Origin of the sequence: Serpens gallinarum, from assembly GCF_014836765.1 — a bacterium.
Lineage (GTDB): Bacteria > Pseudomonadota > Gammaproteobacteria > Pseudomonadales > Pseudomonadaceae > Serpens > Serpens gallinarum.
This window is the reverse complement of the sequence record NZ_JACSQG010000011.1, coordinates 21,909-39,039: the sequence shown is the minus strand read 5'-3', so window position 1 is coordinate 39,039 and position 17,131 is coordinate 21,909. Positions and strand designations below refer to the sequence as shown.

15 protein-coding genes, 1 tRNA gene and 1 riboswitch are annotated in these 17,131 nt (G+C 62.7%); of the genes, 5 read left to right on the top strand and 11 right to left on the bottom strand.

The features are described from left to right. Nucleotide 1 precedes the first annotated feature (1 nt). The 7 genes from H9642_RS15835 to H9642_RS15805 form a co-directional block, all read right to left on the bottom strand. Entirely contained in the window at nucleotides 2–523 is a 522-nt protein-coding gene (locus H9642_RS15835) for a retropepsin-like aspartic protease family protein (protein WP_251837436.1), read from the bottom strand. Next, nucleotides 520–1,533, bottom strand: coding sequence for an esterase-like activity of phytase family protein (locus H9642_RS15830; protein WP_251837435.1), 1,014 nt, complete (start codon nucleotides 1,531–1,533; stop codon nucleotides 520–522). Before H9642_RS15830 ends, H9642_RS15835 begins: the two co-directional genes overlap by 4 nt. Beyond that, complete coding sequence (parE, locus tag H9642_RS15825) at nucleotides 1,530–3,419, bottom strand: DNA topoisomerase IV subunit B (RefSeq protein ID WP_251837434.1); 1,890 nt, start codon at nucleotides 3,417–3,419, stop codon at nucleotides 1,530–1,532. The genes H9642_RS15830 and parE overlap by 4 nt, the downstream gene beginning before the upstream one ends. Nucleotides 3,420–3,434: 15 nt before the next feature. Then, nucleotides 3,435–4,052, bottom strand: coding sequence for a YqiA/YcfP family alpha/beta fold hydrolase (locus H9642_RS15820; RefSeq protein ID WP_251837433.1), 618 nt, complete (start codon nucleotides 4,050–4,052; stop codon nucleotides 3,435–3,437). A 121-nt stretch (nucleotides 4,053–4,173) separates the two neighbouring features. After that, nucleotides 4,174–4,989: a 3',5'-cyclic-AMP phosphodiesterase gene (cpdA, locus tag H9642_RS15815; protein WP_433962718.1), complete on the bottom strand. Its 816-nt coding sequence runs from the start codon at nucleotides 4,987–4,989 to the stop codon at nucleotides 4,174–4,176. Between the two features lie 126 nt (nucleotides 4,990–5,115). Next, nucleotides 5,116–5,568, bottom strand: a complete 453-nt coding sequence (locus H9642_RS15810; RefSeq protein ID WP_251837431.1) for a DUF1249 domain-containing protein — start codon at nucleotides 5,566–5,568, stop codon at nucleotides 5,116–5,118. Continuing rightward, a complete protein-coding gene (locus H9642_RS15805) occupies nucleotides 5,559–6,176 on the bottom strand; it encodes an NUDIX domain-containing protein (protein ID WP_251837430.1) in 618 nt (205 codons plus the stop codon). Before H9642_RS15805 ends, H9642_RS15810 begins: the two co-directional genes overlap by 10 nt. A gap of 199 nt (nucleotides 6,177–6,375) precedes the next feature. On the opposite strand from H9642_RS15805, the gene H9642_RS15800 reads away from it, so the two are divergent. After that, a complete protein-coding gene (locus H9642_RS15800) occupies nucleotides 6,376–7,107 on the top strand; it encodes an RsiV family protein (RefSeq protein ID WP_251837429.1) in 732 nt (243 codons plus the stop codon). Between the two features lie 145 nt (nucleotides 7,108–7,252). Here the strand turns inward: H9642_RS15800 and H9642_RS15795 are convergent. The 3 genes from H9642_RS15795 to thiC form a co-directional block, all read right to left on the bottom strand. Then, nucleotides 7,253–7,327 (bottom strand) — tRNA-Thr (locus H9642_RS15795). A 129-nt stretch (nucleotides 7,328–7,456) separates the two neighbouring features. Then, nucleotides 7,457–8,761: a putative hydroxymethylpyrimidine transporter CytX gene (cytX, locus tag H9642_RS15790; RefSeq protein ID WP_286010381.1), complete on the bottom strand. Its 1,305-nt coding sequence runs from the start codon at nucleotides 8,759–8,761 to the stop codon at nucleotides 7,457–7,459. A gap of 70 nt (nucleotides 8,762–8,831) precedes the next feature. Next, the gene (gene thiC / locus H9642_RS15785) at nucleotides 8,832–10,712 is read right to left on the bottom strand and encodes a phosphomethylpyrimidine synthase ThiC (protein ID WP_251837427.1); all 1,881 of its coding nucleotides are present in this window, start codon (nucleotides 10,710–10,712) and stop codon (nucleotides 8,832–8,834) included. A gap of 100 nt (nucleotides 10,713–10,812) precedes the next feature. Beyond that, a riboswitch (TPP riboswitch) is annotated at nucleotides 10,813–10,919 on the bottom strand. A gap of 155 nt (nucleotides 10,920–11,074) precedes the next feature. Here thiC and H9642_RS15780 point away from each other — a divergent pair. Next, on the top strand, nucleotides 11,075–12,526 hold the full coding sequence (locus H9642_RS15780; RefSeq protein WP_251837426.1) for a TolC family outer membrane protein: 1,452 nt from the start codon (nucleotides 11,075–11,077) through the stop codon (nucleotides 12,524–12,526). A 200-nt stretch (nucleotides 12,527–12,726) separates the two neighbouring features. On the opposite strand, the gene waaA is transcribed toward H9642_RS15780, so the two are convergent. Then, nucleotides 12,727–14,010 carry a lipid IV(A) 3-deoxy-D-manno-octulosonic acid transferase gene (gene waaA / locus H9642_RS15775; RefSeq protein WP_251837425.1) on the bottom strand — a complete coding sequence of 428 codons (1,284 nt, stop codon included), beginning with the start codon at nucleotides 14,008–14,010 and terminating at the stop codon, nucleotides 12,727–12,729. 207 nt (nucleotides 14,011–14,217) lie between these two features. On the opposite strand from waaA, the gene H9642_RS15770 reads away from it, so the two are divergent. Genes H9642_RS15770 through H9642_RS15760 form a run of 3 tightly spaced genes read left to right on the top strand, consistent with a single transcriptional unit; the run spans nucleotide 14,218 to nucleotide 17,121 of the window. After that, nucleotides 14,218–15,393 carry an FAD-dependent oxidoreductase gene (locus H9642_RS15770; RefSeq protein WP_251837424.1) on the top strand — a complete coding sequence of 392 codons (1,176 nt, stop codon included), beginning with the start codon at nucleotides 14,218–14,220 and terminating at the stop codon, nucleotides 15,391–15,393. Next, on the top strand, nucleotides 15,390–16,202 hold the full coding sequence (locus H9642_RS15765) for an aldo/keto reductase (protein ID WP_251837423.1): 813 nt from the start codon (nucleotides 15,390–15,392) through the stop codon (nucleotides 16,200–16,202). The genes H9642_RS15770 and H9642_RS15765 overlap by 4 nt, the downstream gene beginning before the upstream one ends. A 40-nt stretch (nucleotides 16,203–16,242) precedes the next feature. Next, complete coding sequence (locus H9642_RS15760) at nucleotides 16,243–17,121, top strand: metal ABC transporter ATPase (RefSeq protein WP_251837422.1); 879 nt, start codon at nucleotides 16,243–16,245, stop codon at nucleotides 17,119–17,121. The last annotated feature ends 10 nt before the right edge of the window (nucleotides 17,122–17,131 follow it).

The window sequence follows — 17,131 nt, the reverse complement described above, 5'->3', positions numbered from 1 at the left end:
TCTATGGTTCGATGTATTGGCGCAGCACCAGAGTGCCGTCGCGCTGAGTGAATTCGAGTTGACGCAGGGCGCTCATGCCCAGCAGCACCTGGTCGTTGCCCATGCCCGGCGCGATCAGCGCGCGCACGTCGCGCAGCACAATATCGCCCAGTTGCAGGTGCGCCAGATAGGTGCGGTAACCCGTTGTGCGGCCATTGGCGGTCAACAGGGTGATTTCCACGCCACGCTCCAGGCCAAGGCGTTCGACCAGCTGCTCGGGCACCGCCACATCGGTGGCGCCGGTATCCAGCAGGAAACGTACGGGCGTGCCATTGATCTGTCCGCCGGCGACAAAATGCCCGCGACCATCCCCGGCCAAGCGCACTTCGATGTAATTCTGCGTATGCAGCGAGGCCGGCGCCGGGTTCGGGTTTTCACGGGACTCTTCCCAGCGACCGAAAAAATGCGTGGCCAGAAACAGCGCGGCAGCCCAGGCCAGTATCAGCATGATACGGCCCAGACGCTGACCTGGCGGGCGACTCATGGGGCCGCGCTCCAGCCATCGGCGGGCGCGGCAAATTGCCAGAGAATCGGCCGGCGCTCGCCATCACCGCGGGGCTGCCGTCCGTTATCAAGCATCACCCAAGCGTTTTCGCCATCCAGCCACAGCCCTTCGGCAACGCCAACGGGCGTATCGTAGCGTCGCGCCTCGCTCAGCCCCTCCTCGGCAAACGACCAGCAGCGCTCGGCCTGACCGGTTTTCAATGACCGCCGGCAGATCTGATGAGCCATGCGTTCAAGGGTATACAGCCGCTCCTGATAGAACGCCAGGTCGCTGAAGTCCAGCGGTTGCGGCTGGGTCAGTCCGCTTTGCACCGGCGGCGCTGCGACACCGCTCTCGGCCAACAAGACACAGCCGCCATTGCACTGCCAGCCGGTCTGCTGGCGATGCAAAACCAGCAGGCCGCGCCGCTCGCGCTCCACGGCCAGCCATAACCGCGAGGAAACCGGGTCGACGGCGATGCCTTCATACAGGGCGTTGTAACGCAGCAGCATGCCGGAGGCCCGAGCCTGACGCACCAGGCCGGGCGGCAGGCTCAACCAGCGCGGCATGCCGGCGGGGGGTATCAGCAACACGCCCAGCTGTGTTTCGCTGACCAGGTAACGATTGCCCCGGGCATCGCAACTCAGCCCTTCGAAATCCAGCGCACCGCCACGCAACAGGCCGATCAGTTGGTTGCCCCGGCGCACGCCCCAAGGTAACCCCGATGGTGGCGGCGGCGGCGCGACGAAACGCTCCTCTTCCACCTGCCACGCCGGCTCGCCTGGCACCAGACGGTACAAGCGATCATCAACCCGGTCGGAGACAGTCCATAAGCCATTGCCGCACCAGGCCAGCCCCGACAGATTGCCCTCCGGCACGCCGTCGATAACATGCTCGGCGCGCAGGCGCAGCTGTTCCAGCGGCTCCGGCTGCTTCGCTGACTGCTCGGGTTCAGCCCACAGCGGGACAGCAAACAACAGGCAGAACACGGCGCTCCAAGCGCGAATCAAGCCACGACCTCGGCCAGGTTACCCTTGGCCTCCAGCCAGCTCTTGCGGTCGCCGGCACGCTTCTTGGCCAGCAGCATGTCCATGATTTCACTGGTGCCGGCAAAATCATCGAGGGTCAGTTGCACCAGGCGTCGGGTATTGGGATCCATGGTGGTTTCGCGCAGCTGCGGTGGGTTCATTTCGCCCAGACCCTTGAAGCGCGTGACCTGCGGCTTGCCGCGGCGTTTTTCGGCGACCAGCCGTTCGAGAATGCCGTCGCGCTCGGCCTCGTCCAAGGCATAGAAGATGTCCTTGCCCAAGTCGATGCGGTACAGCGGCGGCATTGCCACGTAGACGTGGCCAGCCTCCACCAGCGGGCGGAAATGCTGGACGAACAAGGCGCACAGCAAGGTGGCGATGTGCAAACCATCGGAGTCGGCATCGGCCAGGATGCACACCTTGCCATAGCGCAGCTGCGACAAGTCGTCCGAGCCCGGATCCAGGCCCACGGCCACGGCAATGTTGTGCACTTCCTGGCTGGCCAGCACTTCACCGCCGTCCACTTCCCAGGTGTTGAGGATCTTGCCGCGCAGCGGCAGGATGGCCTGGAACTCCTTGTCACGTGCCTGCTTGGCACTGCCGCCAGCGGAGTCGCCCTCCACCAGAAACAACTCGGCGCGGCGCGGGTCCTGCCCGGCGCAGTCGGCCAGCTTGCCCGGCAACGCCGGACCCTGGGTGACTTTTTTGCGCTCGACCTTCTTGCTGGCCTTGAGGCGGCGACCGGCATTGTTGATGGCCAGCTCGGCCAGTTGCAGCCCCAGTTCGTTATTGGCGTTGAGCCACAGGCTGAAGGAGTCCTTGACCACGCCGGACACGAACGCTGCCGCTTCGCGGGAAGACAGACGCTCCTTGGTTTGCCCCGAAAATTGCGGCTCCTGCATCTTCATCGACAGCACGAAGGCGATACGTTCCCAGATGTCCTCGGGGGCCAGTTTGACGCCGCGCGGCAGCAGATTGCGGAATTCACAGAACTCGCGCATGGCGTCCAGCAGACCCTGACGCAGGCCGTTGACGTGGGTGCCGCCCTGGGAGGTGGGAATCAGGTTGACGTAGCTTTCCTGCACGCTGTCGCCGCCTTCAGGCAGCCACAGCAGCGCCCAGTCCACGGCCTCCCGGGTACCGGCCAGCTCGCCAGTAAAGGGTTCATCGGGGAGGCGAGCAAACTCGCTGACCGCATCCACCAGGTAGGAACGCAGGCCGTCTTCGTAGAACCACTCGACTTTTTCATTGTTGCCGCGGTCGTCGAAGATGACCGTCAGGCCAGGGCAAAGCACCGCCTTGGCCTTGAGCACGTGCTTGAGACGACTGATGGAGAATTTCGACGTATCGAAATACTTCCCATCCGGCCAGAAGCGCACGCTGGTGCCGGTGTTGCGCTTGCCCACTGTGCCGATTATTTCCAGCTCGCTGGCCTTGTGGCCGTCGGCAAAGGCCATGCAGTACTCATTGCCATCACGCTTGACCTTGACCTCCAGTCGGGAGGACAGCGCGTTCACCACCGAGATCCCCACGCCGTGCAAGCCGCCGGAAAACTGGTAGTTCTTGTTGGAAAACTTGCCGCCGGCGTGCAGCTTGGTCAGGATCAGTTCGATCCCCGGTACGCCTTCCTCCGGGTGGATATCCACCGGCATGCCCCGGCCATCGTCCTGCACTTCCAACGAGTTGTCGGCATGCAGGATCACCAGCACGCTCTTGGCATGCCCGGCCAGTGCTTCGTCGACGCTGTTGTCGATGACTTCCTGGGCCAAGTGATTGGGACGGGTGGTGTCGGTGTACATGCCTGGGCGCTTGCGCACCGGATCGAGGCCGGACAGGACTTCAATGGCATCGGCGTTGTAACTGGCCATGGGCTCACTTGCTGGTCAAAGATCGGAAAAATCGCACTCGCGCCACAGGTTCGGATCCCAGGCGGCAAACGCGAACAATGCGGGCAGGCACTGGGCAAAGCCCTGAAATCCATGGTCGCCGCCCGCCTGGATGCGCAACGCACAGGCCCGGTAGAAGGTTTCGGCCTGACGATAATCGAGGGTTTCGTCGCCCGTTTGCAGCCAGACCTGATAGCGCGCGCCATCACTGGGCGGTGGCACGTCCAGCTCAGCAAGCGCCTGAACATGGTCTTCGGTCAGTTGCCAGGTCTCGCCGCTGTACAGGTTCTGCTGCGGGCCGAGGTAGCCGTCGAACATAGCATGGGGGCGCACTGCCGGGTTGATCAGCAGTGCCTTAAGGCCGTGGCGCTCCGCGAGAAACGTCGCATAGTAGCCGCCCAGCGAGCTGCCGACCAGCAAAGGCCGGCCCAGCTCGGCGATCGCCGCCTCGCATTGGGCGATCGCTTGGCGCGGATGATGGTGCAGCGCCGGCACATGCAACCGCTCACTCGCCCCCAGGCGCGCGCAGGCACGCATCAACTGCTGCGCCTTGCGCGACTCGGGCGAGCTGTTGAAACCGTGCAGATAGAGAATGGAAGGCGGATCGCTGGACATGCGCACTCGACAGGCAGAGAGACTACTAAGGAACGGAAGGCTACAAGCTCAAGGTTGCAGGCTGCAAGTTAGAGCGCATGCGCTGACTTGCGGCATGCGAATGTCCATGCCCTGTTTGCCGTCAATACCCTTCGCAGCTGTAGTCGATTTCGAAATCAATGTCAGCCACGCGCGACACCCCGGTCTCCAGGCGTCCCTCGGCGTACAGCCGCAACCAGCGATAACCGGGCGCTTCCTTGTCGGCCTGGAAATCCTCGCTGCCCGGCATGAACTGCACGCATGTCGAAGGTGTGGCGAGCAGCCGAACGCCGTTGCGCATCTGATCGAATTCCTGGTGTACATGCCCCCAGAGGATGCCGCGCACCTGCGGGTAGCGGTCCGTCACGGCAAAGATCTCCGCGGCATTGCGCAGCCCGATGGGCTCCATCCAGGCACATCCAATGGACACCGGGTGGTGGTGCAGACAGATGAGGGAGGGACGCTGCGGCGCTTGCTGCAAGGCGTTTTGCAGCAGACGCAATTGATCCTCGGCAAGAAAGCCGTACACATTTCCGGGCACTGCGGTGTTCAACAGGATGATGCGCCAGCCGCCCACGTCGACCACTGGCTTGAGCCGGTCGGTGCCGGCGCTGAACTGATTCATCGCCAGGTATTCGTCATGATTGCCCGGCAGCCAACGCGCCGGAGCGGGAATGCGCGCGGTCATGTTCAGAAAACGCTGGTAGGACTCGATCGTGCCATCTTGGGACAGATCGCCTGTCGCCAGCATCAAGTCGATGCGTGGCTGCTCCGTAAGCAACCGGTCGATAACGCGCTGCAAGCTGTCAGCGGTATTCATACCCAGCAATTTGCTGTCGGCATCGGCAAACAAATGGCTATCGGTTAATTGAGCAACCAGTACTGAAGTATCCGGGGAGGAAGCAGGCGGGCTCGGCAACGTCGGGCTCTCCATTCAGGGGCGCGAATTATCTATTTATCCCAGGACGCCGCAAACCCGAAAAACGGACCCAGCTCACATTTGAGACAGCCACCAACCAAAGTCTTAAGAGCATCGGGAACTTTTTCAAAGTACCGATTCGAGCTCATGCCCACAGGCCAGGCCGTGGCTCAGCCATTCGCCGAGAAACAGATTGAGCTGACTCTTCTCGTCAGGCTGGTACATGGCGGCATTGGGATAGGGATAGCGTCCCAGGAAGCGCCGCGCCTGCTGAGCGCCGATCACTTCGGCCATGCGCGCATCGTGGTAGACACGCACCTCCAGCGGCGGCGACGGCAGCCAGGCCAGGTCGTGTTCCTGGCGAACCCGCAGCGTAGTGGTGTATGGGCAGCTCTCCAGCACATCCAGCGCCAGCACACCGAGCAGCCGTTCGCCCTGACTGATTGCAACCCGCCGCCCGGCACAGGAGCCACGCATATCCGGCAACAGGCGCATCAGCCGCGCGTAGTTGGCCTCACAGGTGGCTTGCAGATCGGCCAGATCGACCCGATAGCGCTCGCGCAACAACTTCACCCCCACAGGTTTCGTACCTCGTCGCGATTGAGCGCCAGCCATTGCAAGGCAATGATGCTGGCGGCGTTGTCGACATACCCTTCCTTGAGCGCCTGCAGTGCCGCCCCGAAACTCAGCACATGTACACGAATGTCCTCACCCTCCTCGGCCAGGCCATGCACGCCCCCAGCAGCGCTGCTGTCGCAACGAGCGAGATACAAGTGGACGCGCTCATCCGAGCCGCCCGGCGAGGGGAAATAGTCCGTGATCGGCCACAGAACGCCTAAGGTCAGCCCCGCTTCCTCGACAGCCTCACGCCGCGCAACCTGCTCCGGCGCTTCATCCGTGTCGATCAACCCGGCCACCAACTCCAGCAGCCAGGGATTGTCACGCTTGCCCAGCGCACCAATGCGAAACTGTTCGATCAATACCACTTCATCGCGCTGCGGATCGTAGGGCAGCACGCAGACCGCATCGTGACGCACAAACAGTTCGCGACTGATCTGCGGCCCCATCTCGCCCGAGAACTGCCGATGACGCAGGTGCAGACGGTCAAGCCGATAAAAGCCTGTGAAGCAGTTCTCGCGACGGACAATATCCACCGCATCCGCGTCGGCCTTGAAAAACTTACTCATCCCCGGATCATCCTATGGTCTTCAAGCTCTGCTGACGATGAGCCAACAGATACCGCTACTGTCAGTGCATCCTAGCGCGCCAATTCATCGCCTGCAGCCACTTTCCGGCAGCGGGTACGCATGCCAATCTAGTCACCATTGGTCGGCAATCCCGCCAGCCTGGTGCCCTATTCCAACTCTTCAAAAGGCCCGACGAACCATGCCAAGCCTCCCAAAATTGCTTGTCCTCGCCAGCCTCGCCCTGCTCAGCGCGTGCCAGTTTTTGCCGTTGGGCAGCGATTCACCTGTCTCTTACCAACGCCATGCCTGGGAGCATCATCAACCCGGCTGCACGGGCAAAAGCTGCCCCTTTGTGAATGTCGATACGTTGTACTTCCCGAGCGAACCCGCCCTCAACCAACTGATTGAGCAGCGCCTGCTGAACATGACCCGCTTCGAGCCCGACGCCCCCATGCCTAGCTCGTTTCCCGACTATGAACGCGACTACTTCCGCGCCGCCCAACCCGATGAAAACACCTATCTACAGGCCAAGGTTCTCGAGCAGCACAACGGACGCATCGTCATCGAGCTGTCCAGCTACCTGTATACCGGCGGTGCCCACGGCATGCCGGGACGCGGTTTCATCAATTATGACCGCCAGCAAAAACGCGAGCTTCAGCTCAATGAGCTGCTTGTGCCTGGCCAGGAGGCCTCGTTCTGGAAGCTGGCCGCCCAGGCGCATCAACGCTGGCTCAAGGAGAAAGGCCACAGCAGCGACCCAGAGTTCCTGGATTTCTGGAAATTCGAACGCACCCGCAATATCGCTTTGCTCAAGGACCGGGTCCTGCTCAAATACGACGTATACAGCATTGCACCCTATGCCAGCGGCCACCCGGAACTGAGCATTTCCAAGCAGCAGCTCAATGGCATTCTGAAGCCGGAATACTTGTAATCGCGGCGAATGCATCATCATGCGCACGGCCGACACCCGGCGTGCCTGATGGCAGTGGCCTGAGCGAAAAAATATAAGGGTCAGAAGGCGAACTGGCGTTGTGCCGGCCAAGGGTCTTCAACAACGAAGACGTGCGGCAAAAGAATGGAGCCCATGGGCGGACTTGAACCGCCGACCTCTCCCTTACCAAGGGAGTGCTCTACCGCTGAGCTACATGGGCCTTGAAGCGCGGGCATTCTAAACACACTCTCGAAAAAAATCGAGAGCTAAATGAAGCACTTACAAGAAAACCACGCGTTCTGCGGGGAAGCGGCTTGCAGCAGCAAGCACGCTCCGCAGACATTTTTTCTTAGCGGCCCTCACCTACCGCCAACCACTGCCGCCCCTGACCCAGGACCCATTGCAGGCCGCCGGCCAGCAGCAGCGCCGGCAGGCTGGCGCCGATCTGCGGGGTAAAATGACTGAGCAGGTGGTACAGCACCACGCCGCACGCCCACGCCAGCAACGTATCCCAACGCAGGCCTGCCGCCGGTGCCGCTTTAGCGCCGCGTCGGCGCAAGATGAAATGATCGACCAGTACCACACCGAACAGCGGGGCAAATACCGAACCGATCAGCAACAGGAAATTCTGGTATTCGGCCAACGGCGCGAAGACGGCGATCAGGGTGCACAGCAGGCCGATCGTCACGGCCAGCCACTCCACGCGCAGCGGCAGCAGGATGCCGATCGACACCGCCGCCGAATGGATATCGGCGAAGGCGTTCTCGGTTTCATCGAGCAAGATCAGCAACAACGGAATACCCAGCCCGGCACCGGCCAGGGCCAGCAGGAGCGCATTGACCTCGCCGCTGTCAGCGAAGGCCAGGGTATAGGCAACGCCCAGGCTCATCAGCCAGACGTTGCCAAAAAAGAAGCCCAGCGTCGTACCGCCGAACACACGTCGCGCGCTTTTGCCAAAACGCGAATAGTCGGCGATCAGTGGCAGCCAGGACAGCGGCATGGCGATAGCGATATCGAACCCCAGGGCAAAGGGCAGCGAGCCATCGCCGCGACGCGCCCAAAGTGCGGCCATATCGGCCTTGCTCAGCAGATTCCAGGTCAGCCACAGGCAGGCGCCCAGCAGCAGCCAGATGCCCCATTTGCGCAGCACGCGGCGCACGAACGTCAGCGGACCGGCCACTGCCAAACAGGTTGCCAGCACGCCGAAACACATCGTCCACAGCAGCGGACTGGTCCAGGCACTGTCCGAGCCGAAGGTTTTGCCGGCCAGCAGGCTGGCGGCATCGCGCATGACGATGATCTCGAAGGCGCCCCACCCGACCAGTTGCAGCAGGTTGAGCAGTGCCGGCAACGCCGCACCCCGACTGCCGAGGCTGAGCTTGAGCGCGGCCATGCTCGACAAGCCGGTGTCGCTGCCGATCACCGCCACCGCACCGAGCAGCAACACGCCCACCGCAGTGCCGGCAAGGATGGCCAGCAGCGCACCGGACATGCCGAGTCCCGGCGCCAGCAGAGCGCCGAGCTGCAACACCATCAGCCCGACGCCAAGAGAAAACCACAAAGTAAACAGGTCGCGGGCACCCAATACGCGCTGCGCCTGGGGAACGGCCTGGAAGGGAGAATAATTTGGACGTTGCACGGAAAATCTCGACAGCGATTGAAAGAAAGAGAGCGGCGTGAACCGCTCCCATGGGAGCGATTCACGCGACGGTCGACAGCTCGAATCAAACCTGTTTGTAAATCAACGATCCTTCGTTCTTGAAGCGCTCGGACTGCTCGGCGAAGCCGGCTTCGATAGCCTTCTGTTCGTCGGTGAGACCATGTTCGGCGGCGTATTCACGCACTTCCTGGGTGATCTTCATCGAGCAGAACTTCGGCCCGCACATGGAGCAGAAATGCGCGACCTTGGCCGAGTCTTTCGGCAGGGTTTCATCGTGGAAAGCACGCGCGGTGTCCGGGTCCAGGCCCAGGTTGAACTGGTCTTCCCAACGGAATTCGAAGCGTGCCTTGGAGAGCGCGTTGTCGCGAATCTGCGCGCCGGGATGGCCCTTGGCAAGGTCAGCGGCATGGGCGGCGATCTTGTAGGTGATAATCCCGGTCTTCACGTCATCCTTGTTGGGCAGGCCGAGGTGTTCCTTGGGCGTGACGTAGCAGAGCATGGCGCAGCCGAACCAGCCGATCATCGCCGCGCCTATGCCGCTGGTGATGTGGTCGTAGCCCGGCGCGATGTCGGTGGTCAGCGGGCCGAGGGTGTAAAACGGCGCCTCGTCGCAGCACTCCAGCTGCTTGTCCATGTTCTCTTTGATCAGGTGCATGGGCACGTGGCCGGGACCTTCGATCATGCACTGCACATCGTGCTTCCAGGCGATCTTGGTCAACTCGCCGAGGGTTTCCAGCTCGCCGAATTGCGCCGCGTCGTTGGCATCGGCAATCGAGCCCGGGCGCAAGCCGTCGCCGAGGCTGAAGGACACGTCGTAGGCCTTCATGATTTCGCAGATGTCGTCGAAGTGCGTGTAGAGGAAGTTCTCTTTGTGGTGTGCCAGGCACCACTTGGCCATGATCGAACCGCCACGGGAAACGATGCCGGTCACACGCTTGGCGGTCAGTGGCACATAGCGCAGCAGTACGCCGGCATGGATGGTGAAATAGTCCACACCCTGTTCGGCCTGCTCGATCAGCGTGTCACGGAACAGCTCCCAGGTCAGGTCCTCGGCCACGCCGTTAACCTTTTCCAGCGCCTGGTAGATCGGCACGGTGCCGATCGGCACCGGCGAGTTGCGGATGATCCACTCGCGGGTTTCGTGGATGTGTTTGCCGGTGGACAGGTCCATGACCGTGTCCGAGCCCCAGCGGATGCCCCAGGTCAGCTTGGCGACTTCTTCCTCGATGCTCGATCCCAGCGCCGAGTTGCCGATGTTGCCGTTGATTTTCACCAGGAAGTTGCGGCCGATGATCATCGGCTCCAGCTCCACGTGGTTGATGTTGGCGGGGAGGATCGCCCGGCCGCGAGCGATCTCGGAACGCACGAACTCCGGGGTGATTTCCTTGGGGATCGAGGCGCCAAAGCTCTGTCCGGGATGCTGCTCGTTAAGCAGCCCGGCTTCGCGAGCCTCGGCCAGCTTCATGTTTTCGCGAATGGCGACGAATTCCATTTCCGGCGTGATGATGCCCTGCCGGGCATAGTGCATCTGCGTCACGTTGCGCCCGGACTTGGCACGGCGCGGATTGCGCAGATGGGCAAAGCGCATGGCGCTCAACTCGGCGTCGTTCAGGCGGCGCTGGCCAAACTCGGAGGTCAGTCCCGGCAGCTTCTCGGTGTCACCACGGTCTTCAATCCAGGCGCTGCGCACATCAGCCAAACCCTTGCGCACGTCGATGCTCACCTCAGGGTCGGTGTAGGGGCCCGAGGTGTCATAGACGGTCACCGGCGCATTCACTTCACCACCGAACGCCGTGGGCGTGATGTCCAGACTGATCTCGCGCATCGGCACGCGAATATCCGGACGCGAGCCCTGCACATAAATTTTTTGCGAACGCGGAAAAGGCTGGATGGACTGTTGGTCGACCTGGGCGGATTCACTGAGAAGTTGTTGTTCTGCACGCATCAGACTGCTCCTGGATAGTTGTCGGAGCGAACCTGAACATACGATGGGAAAGGAGCTTGGGGGTGCGCCGGACGTGGCGCCGAGAGACTCGCCGCAGAATAGGCGAGCACATCTTGTTCCCTACGCAGGCCTTAACCTGATCAGGTTCAACGGGATCCGGAACTTTCCGATCTCAGCCCATGCTTCTGGGCACCCCGACAAGAACCCGGGCAGTCTAATCAAGCCGGACGGGAAACACCAACTGGCTCGCCCAGGATGGTCCCGCAGACAACCGGATCACCACCTGTACATTGCCGCCTTGACCCGCCCCGAGCACGCTCGTAGCCTTGCTCGATCAAACAAGACAGCTATCAGGAACGATCATGCTGCGCAGACTCACGCTGGCCCTTGCCATTTCTGCCGCCACCCTGGGATGGGTGCACGCTCAGCCGGCCTCGCCGCCGCTGCGCAACGATCTCATGGGCGTCTATCAGGAAGCGGCCGCCAACAACGCCGACCTGGCCGCCGCCCGCGCCCAATACCTGGCCCGCCAGGAACTGGCCCCGCAGGCCCGCGCCGGATTGCTGCCGCAACTCTCGGCCGGCGCATCGATCAACGATATCGACATCGATGTGGATACGAATCTAGGCAATCGGTCATTATCACGCAGTGCCCTGGTCTACCAGGCCAGCCTCAGCCAACCGCTATTTCGCGCCGATCGCTGGTTCCAGCTGCAGGCCGCCAAGGCCATCGGCGAACAGGCCGCGCTGGAGTTTTCCGCCACCGAGCAGAACTTGATCCTGCAAAGCGCCGAAGCGTATTTTTCGGTGCTGCGCGCCCAGGACAATCTGGCCGCCACCAAGGCCGAGGAAGCAGCCTTCAAGCGCCAACTGGATCAAGCCAACGAGCGCTTCGATGTCGGCCTGTCCGACCGCACCGATGTGCTCCAGGCCCAGGCCGGCTACGACTCCTCCCGCGCCGCGCGATTGAGCGCGCAACGCTTGGTAGATGACGCCTTCGAGAACCTGGCAACCCTGACCCACCGCGAATACCGCAGCGTGGAAGGCATTCGCCACAGCTTGCCGGTGCTGCCGCCGACTCCTGGCGACGCCAGTAGCTGGGTAGACACCGCCGCACGGCAGAACCTCAACCTGCAGGCCAGTGAATTCGCCCTGCAAGCCGCCGAGGAAACCCTGCGCCAGCGCCGCGCCGGCCACGCCCCGACTCTCGATGCGGTGGCCCAGTATCAGCAAGGCGACAACGATGGCCTGGGCCTCAGCAATGTCACGGATGCGCCTAGCGTCTTTACGCGCTATACCGGCGATGCCTCGCAAAGCAGCATCGGTCTGCAACTGACCATCCCGCTGTTCAGCGGCGGGTTGACCACGGCCCAGTCGCGCGAAGCCTACCAACTGCTGACGCAAACCGAGCAGCAGCGTGAAAGCCTGCGCCGGCAAGTGGTGCAGAACACCCGTAATCTCTTCCGTGCGGTGAATACCGATGTCGAGCAGGTGCAGGCGCGCCGGCAGACGATCATTTCTAGCCAGAGTGCATTGGAAGCCACCGAGATTGGCTATCAGGTCGGCACCCGCAACATCGTCGACGTGCTGGATGCCCAGCGCCTGCTGTATGCCACGGTGCGTGATTACAACAACGCCCGCTACGACTACATCCTCGACAACTTGCGCCTCAAACAGGTCGCCGGCACCCTCAGCCCTGCCGACTTGCAGGCGCTGTCCGCCTACCTCAAACCCGACTACAACCCGGACCGCGACTTCCTGCCGCCGGACCTGGCCAACGCCGCCGAACGCAGCGTGCGCGGGCCGGAGTTTTAATCCCGCCGATCCACCACGGTCTCGCTCCCTGCGGTAGCAAGGGCGATGTTGTAGGGTGGCCTCGCCCGTTGCAGTGTGTGCGGTAGGAACAGCGGAGTTATCCGGGCAGCCCACCCCGAACAAAATTCCGCCTCTGGGTTACTTGGTCGGCTTCAACTCTCCCGCCTACCGCTCCGCCTCGATTGGCGGAGCCTGTCCAGTTACACCATCAAGCGATCCAACCCATTCAGCAATCGCCGCAGTGCGCCCTGGTTGGCGGCGAGCACTGCCAACCCGGCGTCGTGCATGCGACGCGCATCTTCTGGCTGCTCCCAGAGCAGCGCAAGCTGCCCGGCCAACGCGGCGGCATCGGTCACTTCGCACAATGCCCCCGCGTCGCGCAACTGGGCGGCAATCTCCAGGAAATTGAACAGATGCGGGCCACTGAGCACGGGCTTGCCCAGCGCCGCCGGCTCCAGCAGGTTGTGCCCGCCGTTGGGCACCAGGCTGCCGCCGACGAAGGCGCTGTCGCCCAGGGCATAGAGAAACAATAATTCGCCCATGGTGTCGCCAAGCAACACTTGATGCTCCGCCGTCACCGGCTCGTCCGTCGTGCGGCGGCAGGTGGTAAAGCTCTGCTGGCGGCACAGCTCGAACACGGCGTTGAAGCGCTCGGGATGACGCGGCACCAGGATCAGCAGTGCATCGGGATGCGTGCCCAGCAACTGCCGGTGCGCGTCGAGGACGATCTCATCCTCGCCGGCATGGGTGCTGGCGGCTATCCACACCGGACGCTCGCTTGCCTCCCACTGTTCGCGCAAGGCTGCAGCGCGGCGTGGTAATTCCGGGTCGATGGTCAAATCGAACTTGATGGAGCCGGTCACTGCCACGCACTCCGGACGCGCACCCAACTGGTGAAAGCGCTCTGCCTCGGCCTCAGTCTGCACCGCGATCCAGCTGAGTTCGGCCAGCATCGGCGCGGTCAGCTTGGCGAACCGTGCATAACCGCGCGCCGAGCGCTCGGACAAGCGAGCATTGGCCAGCACCACGGGAATACCCCGCGTGGCGCACTGATGGATATGGTTGGGCCACAGCTCGGTTTCCATCACTACTGCCAGCTGCGGCTGCGCACGGTTGAGAAAACGCGCCGCTGCCCAAGGCAGGTCGTAAGGCAAGTAGCAGTGCTGCACACGGCCGTCGCTGATCTCGGCGCTGAACATCGTCTGGATGCGCTCTGAGCCGGTGGGCGTCATGCAGGTCACGGTGATCGGTAGTTCCGGATGACGCGCCATCAATGCACGAATCATCGGCGCGGCGGCGATGCTCTCGCCCACCGACACCGCATGTACCCAGATGCCGCCGGGCTTGAGCGGCGGCAGACCAAGGGCAAAGCGTTCGCCAATGCGCCGCGCATAGGCCGGCGCCTTCCAGGCACGCCACAACAGACGCAGGCCCACCAGTGGCAGGCCCAGATGAAACAGCACGGAATATAGGAATCGATTCATGGCGGCGGAGTTTACAGATTGTTGTCGTCTTGCTGTATTGCCGTATCGCTGGATTGAGCGGAGCGAATTTTTTGGCACGCGCGCAGCCGATGTCGTAGCTGCGTAAGACCGACCGTGTCGCTTGCCACCGGGCTTTTTGATCATCATCCGGCGGCTGACGCCGGCGGGTTATACTGCGCGTCTGTTTTTTCAGTGAGCCTCCGCGTCATGTCCCAAGCCCTGAGCACCAATGTTCTCATTCTCGGCGGCGGCGTCGCCGGCCTGTGGCTCAATGCCCGCCTGCGCAACGCCGGTTACGCCACTGTGCTGGTTGAAAACGACCGGCTCGGCGGCGGGCAGAGCGTGAAATCCCAGGGCATCATTCATGGCGGCGCCAAATACGCCCTGCATGGCGCGCTGACCGGCTCGTCCGAAGCCATCGCCGAGATGCCCACCCGCTGGCGTGAGGCACTGGCAGGCCGCGGTGAACTGGACCTGTCGGGCGTGCGGCTGCTGTCCGATGCCCATTACCTGTGGTCACCCGGTACCTTGGCCGGCAACCTGACCAGTTTTTTCGCCAGCAAGGCGATGCGTGGCCGGGTCGATGCGGTCAAGGGCGCGCAATTGCCTCCGGCGCTGCAACACCCGAAGTTTAAGGGCAAGGTCTACCGCTTGGCCGAGCTGGTGCTCGATGTGCCCAGCCTGATCACCCGCCTCGCCGCACTGGCCGGCGACGGCCTGTTGGCCGGCGAAACCCTTGAGCCGCTTTATGAGGCCGATGAGCTGGTCGGCGTGCGCGTCGATGGTCGCGAGATCCGCGCCCAGCGCATCGTGCTCAGTGCCGGCCAGGGCAACGCCGAATTGCTCAGAGCCTTCGGCCAGAGCCAACCGACTCAACAACTGCGCCCGCTGCACATGGTGATCGCCAAGGGCCCGGCACTGAAGCCGTTGTATGCCCATTGCCTGGGCGGTGGGCCCAAGCCGCGCGTGACCATCACCACTCATCCGGCCGCCGATGGCCAATGGGTCTGGTATCTGGGCGGCGACTTGGCCGAAGCCGATGGCGTGGCCCGCGATGAAGCGGCGCAGATTTGCGCCGCACAGGAGGAAGTCGCCGCGCTGCTGCCCTGGGTCGACCAGAGCCAAACACGCTGGGCAACCTTGCGCGTCTCGCGCGCCGAACCGGCGCAGTCTGGCCTGGTGCGTCCGGACAATGCCTTTCTCACGGACCAGGGCCGCCTGCTGGTTGGCTGGCCGACCAAGCTGGCGCTGGCGCCAGACTTCGCCGACCGGGTATTCGCCGCCCTTGCGCGCGACGGCATCCAGCCAAGCCAACACCCCGCCCTGCCCTTATTGCCGCGCCCGGCCGTGGCCAAACCGGTTTGGGAGGAGCTCCTGCCATGATCAAGACCTTGCACGACTTGCATCGCCCTCTGGGCAGCACCGGCCTGACGGTCTCACCGCTCGGCTTGGGCACCGTCAAGTTCGGGCGCGACCAAGGGGTGAAATACCCCAACGGTTTTCGCATCCCCGACGACTTCGAGGCGCGCCAACTGCTTAACCAGGCGCGTGAACTGGGCATTAACCTGATCGACACCGCACCGGCTTACGGCACCAGCGAAGAACGCCTCGGCCCGTTGCTACGCGGACAACGCAACGACTGGGTAATCGTCAGCAAGGTGGGCGAGGAGTTCGAGAACGGCCAGTCGCGCCATGACTTCTCTTCTGCGCATACACGCTTCTCGGTGGAACGCAGCCTCAAGCGCCTGGAAACCGACCGGATCGACCTGGTGCTGGTGCATTCCGATGGCAATGATCTGGCCATCCTGCGCGAGACCGGCATCTACGAAACCCTGGCCGCACTCAAGGAAGAAGGAAAGATCGGCGCCTACGGCTTGTCCGGCAAGACCGTCGAGGGTGGCTTACTTGCGCTCGAACAAGGCGACTGCGCGATGGTCACCTACAACCTCAATGAGCAGGCCGAAAAACCGGTGCTCGACTACGCTGCCAGACACACCAAAGGCATTCTGATCAAGAAAGCCCTGGCCAGCGGCCATGTGTGCCTGGCATCGGGCATTGACCCGGTGCGTGCCAGCTTCGAGCTGCTGTTCAGTCATCCTGGCGTGTGCAGCGCGATCGTCGGCACCATCAACCCTGTCCACCTGGCCCACAACGTCGCGATGGCTGCGACCGTTATCCGTCAACTCCGCTAGGTCGCTGAACGGCCTGCGCACTCCAGGAAGGAGAAGGCCTATGCCGCAAACACTGCTCGAAAAGCTACCCAGCGACTTCAAAACCTTGCCCCTGCATGTAGAGGCCAACCCAGACACGCTGAGTTACCAAAGCCTGGGCGAGCCGCTGAACTTTAGCCAGATGCTGGCGCGCCGCCGCCCAGTGGAAATCACCGATCCACAGCGGTTTTCCGTGCGACTGGCCAATCTCGGCGTTTCGGTGCGCCTGACGCTGGAGTGGCAAGGGCGCGATTACTGGCTGCTGGTTCGCCAGCAGCGCCAGGATCGCGGCGACGTGGTACTCAAATTGATTTCCGGCTACGTGCCGGCTCAGGAACTCGGCCTGCCGCTGCTCACCGCCGTTCAGGAAGTGGCCGAGGAATGCCTGATTGAGCATGCCGACGGTTGGCTCGCAGGACGCTTCGCTGATATCTGGCTGCCCACGCCCTACCAGGCGGCCCTACGCTACCGGCAAGCCAGCCATTTCCGGCTGACCTCCAACATCGGCGCGCCCTACCCAATCCACTATGGCGCTCTGCGCCTGACCGAGCGCCCCCATGCGTACGTACATACGCCCACCGCTTCGTTGCAACTGGTCTACGACTTGCGCCTGGAATTACCGGCCGAGTACCAGAAACCGAGCTTTCTTCACGTCGATGAATGCCTGGAAGATGGTCACTTGGTGGCTCGGCTCAACCGCGAGCAGCCCGACCTGTTCCTGATGCCGGTGCAGCAGAACCGCGCCGAGGGCGAACTGTATACCTTGCGCCATGGCCGGCTGCAGCCGGCCGACACCCAAGATATATGGCTGGCGGAAAGCTTCGCCCCGCGTGAAGGCTGGCTGGTGCGTGAGGAGCGTATTGCCTGGGGGGATTGGTTGGCGAATGGGGGAACAGCTTAGCGGGTAAGGT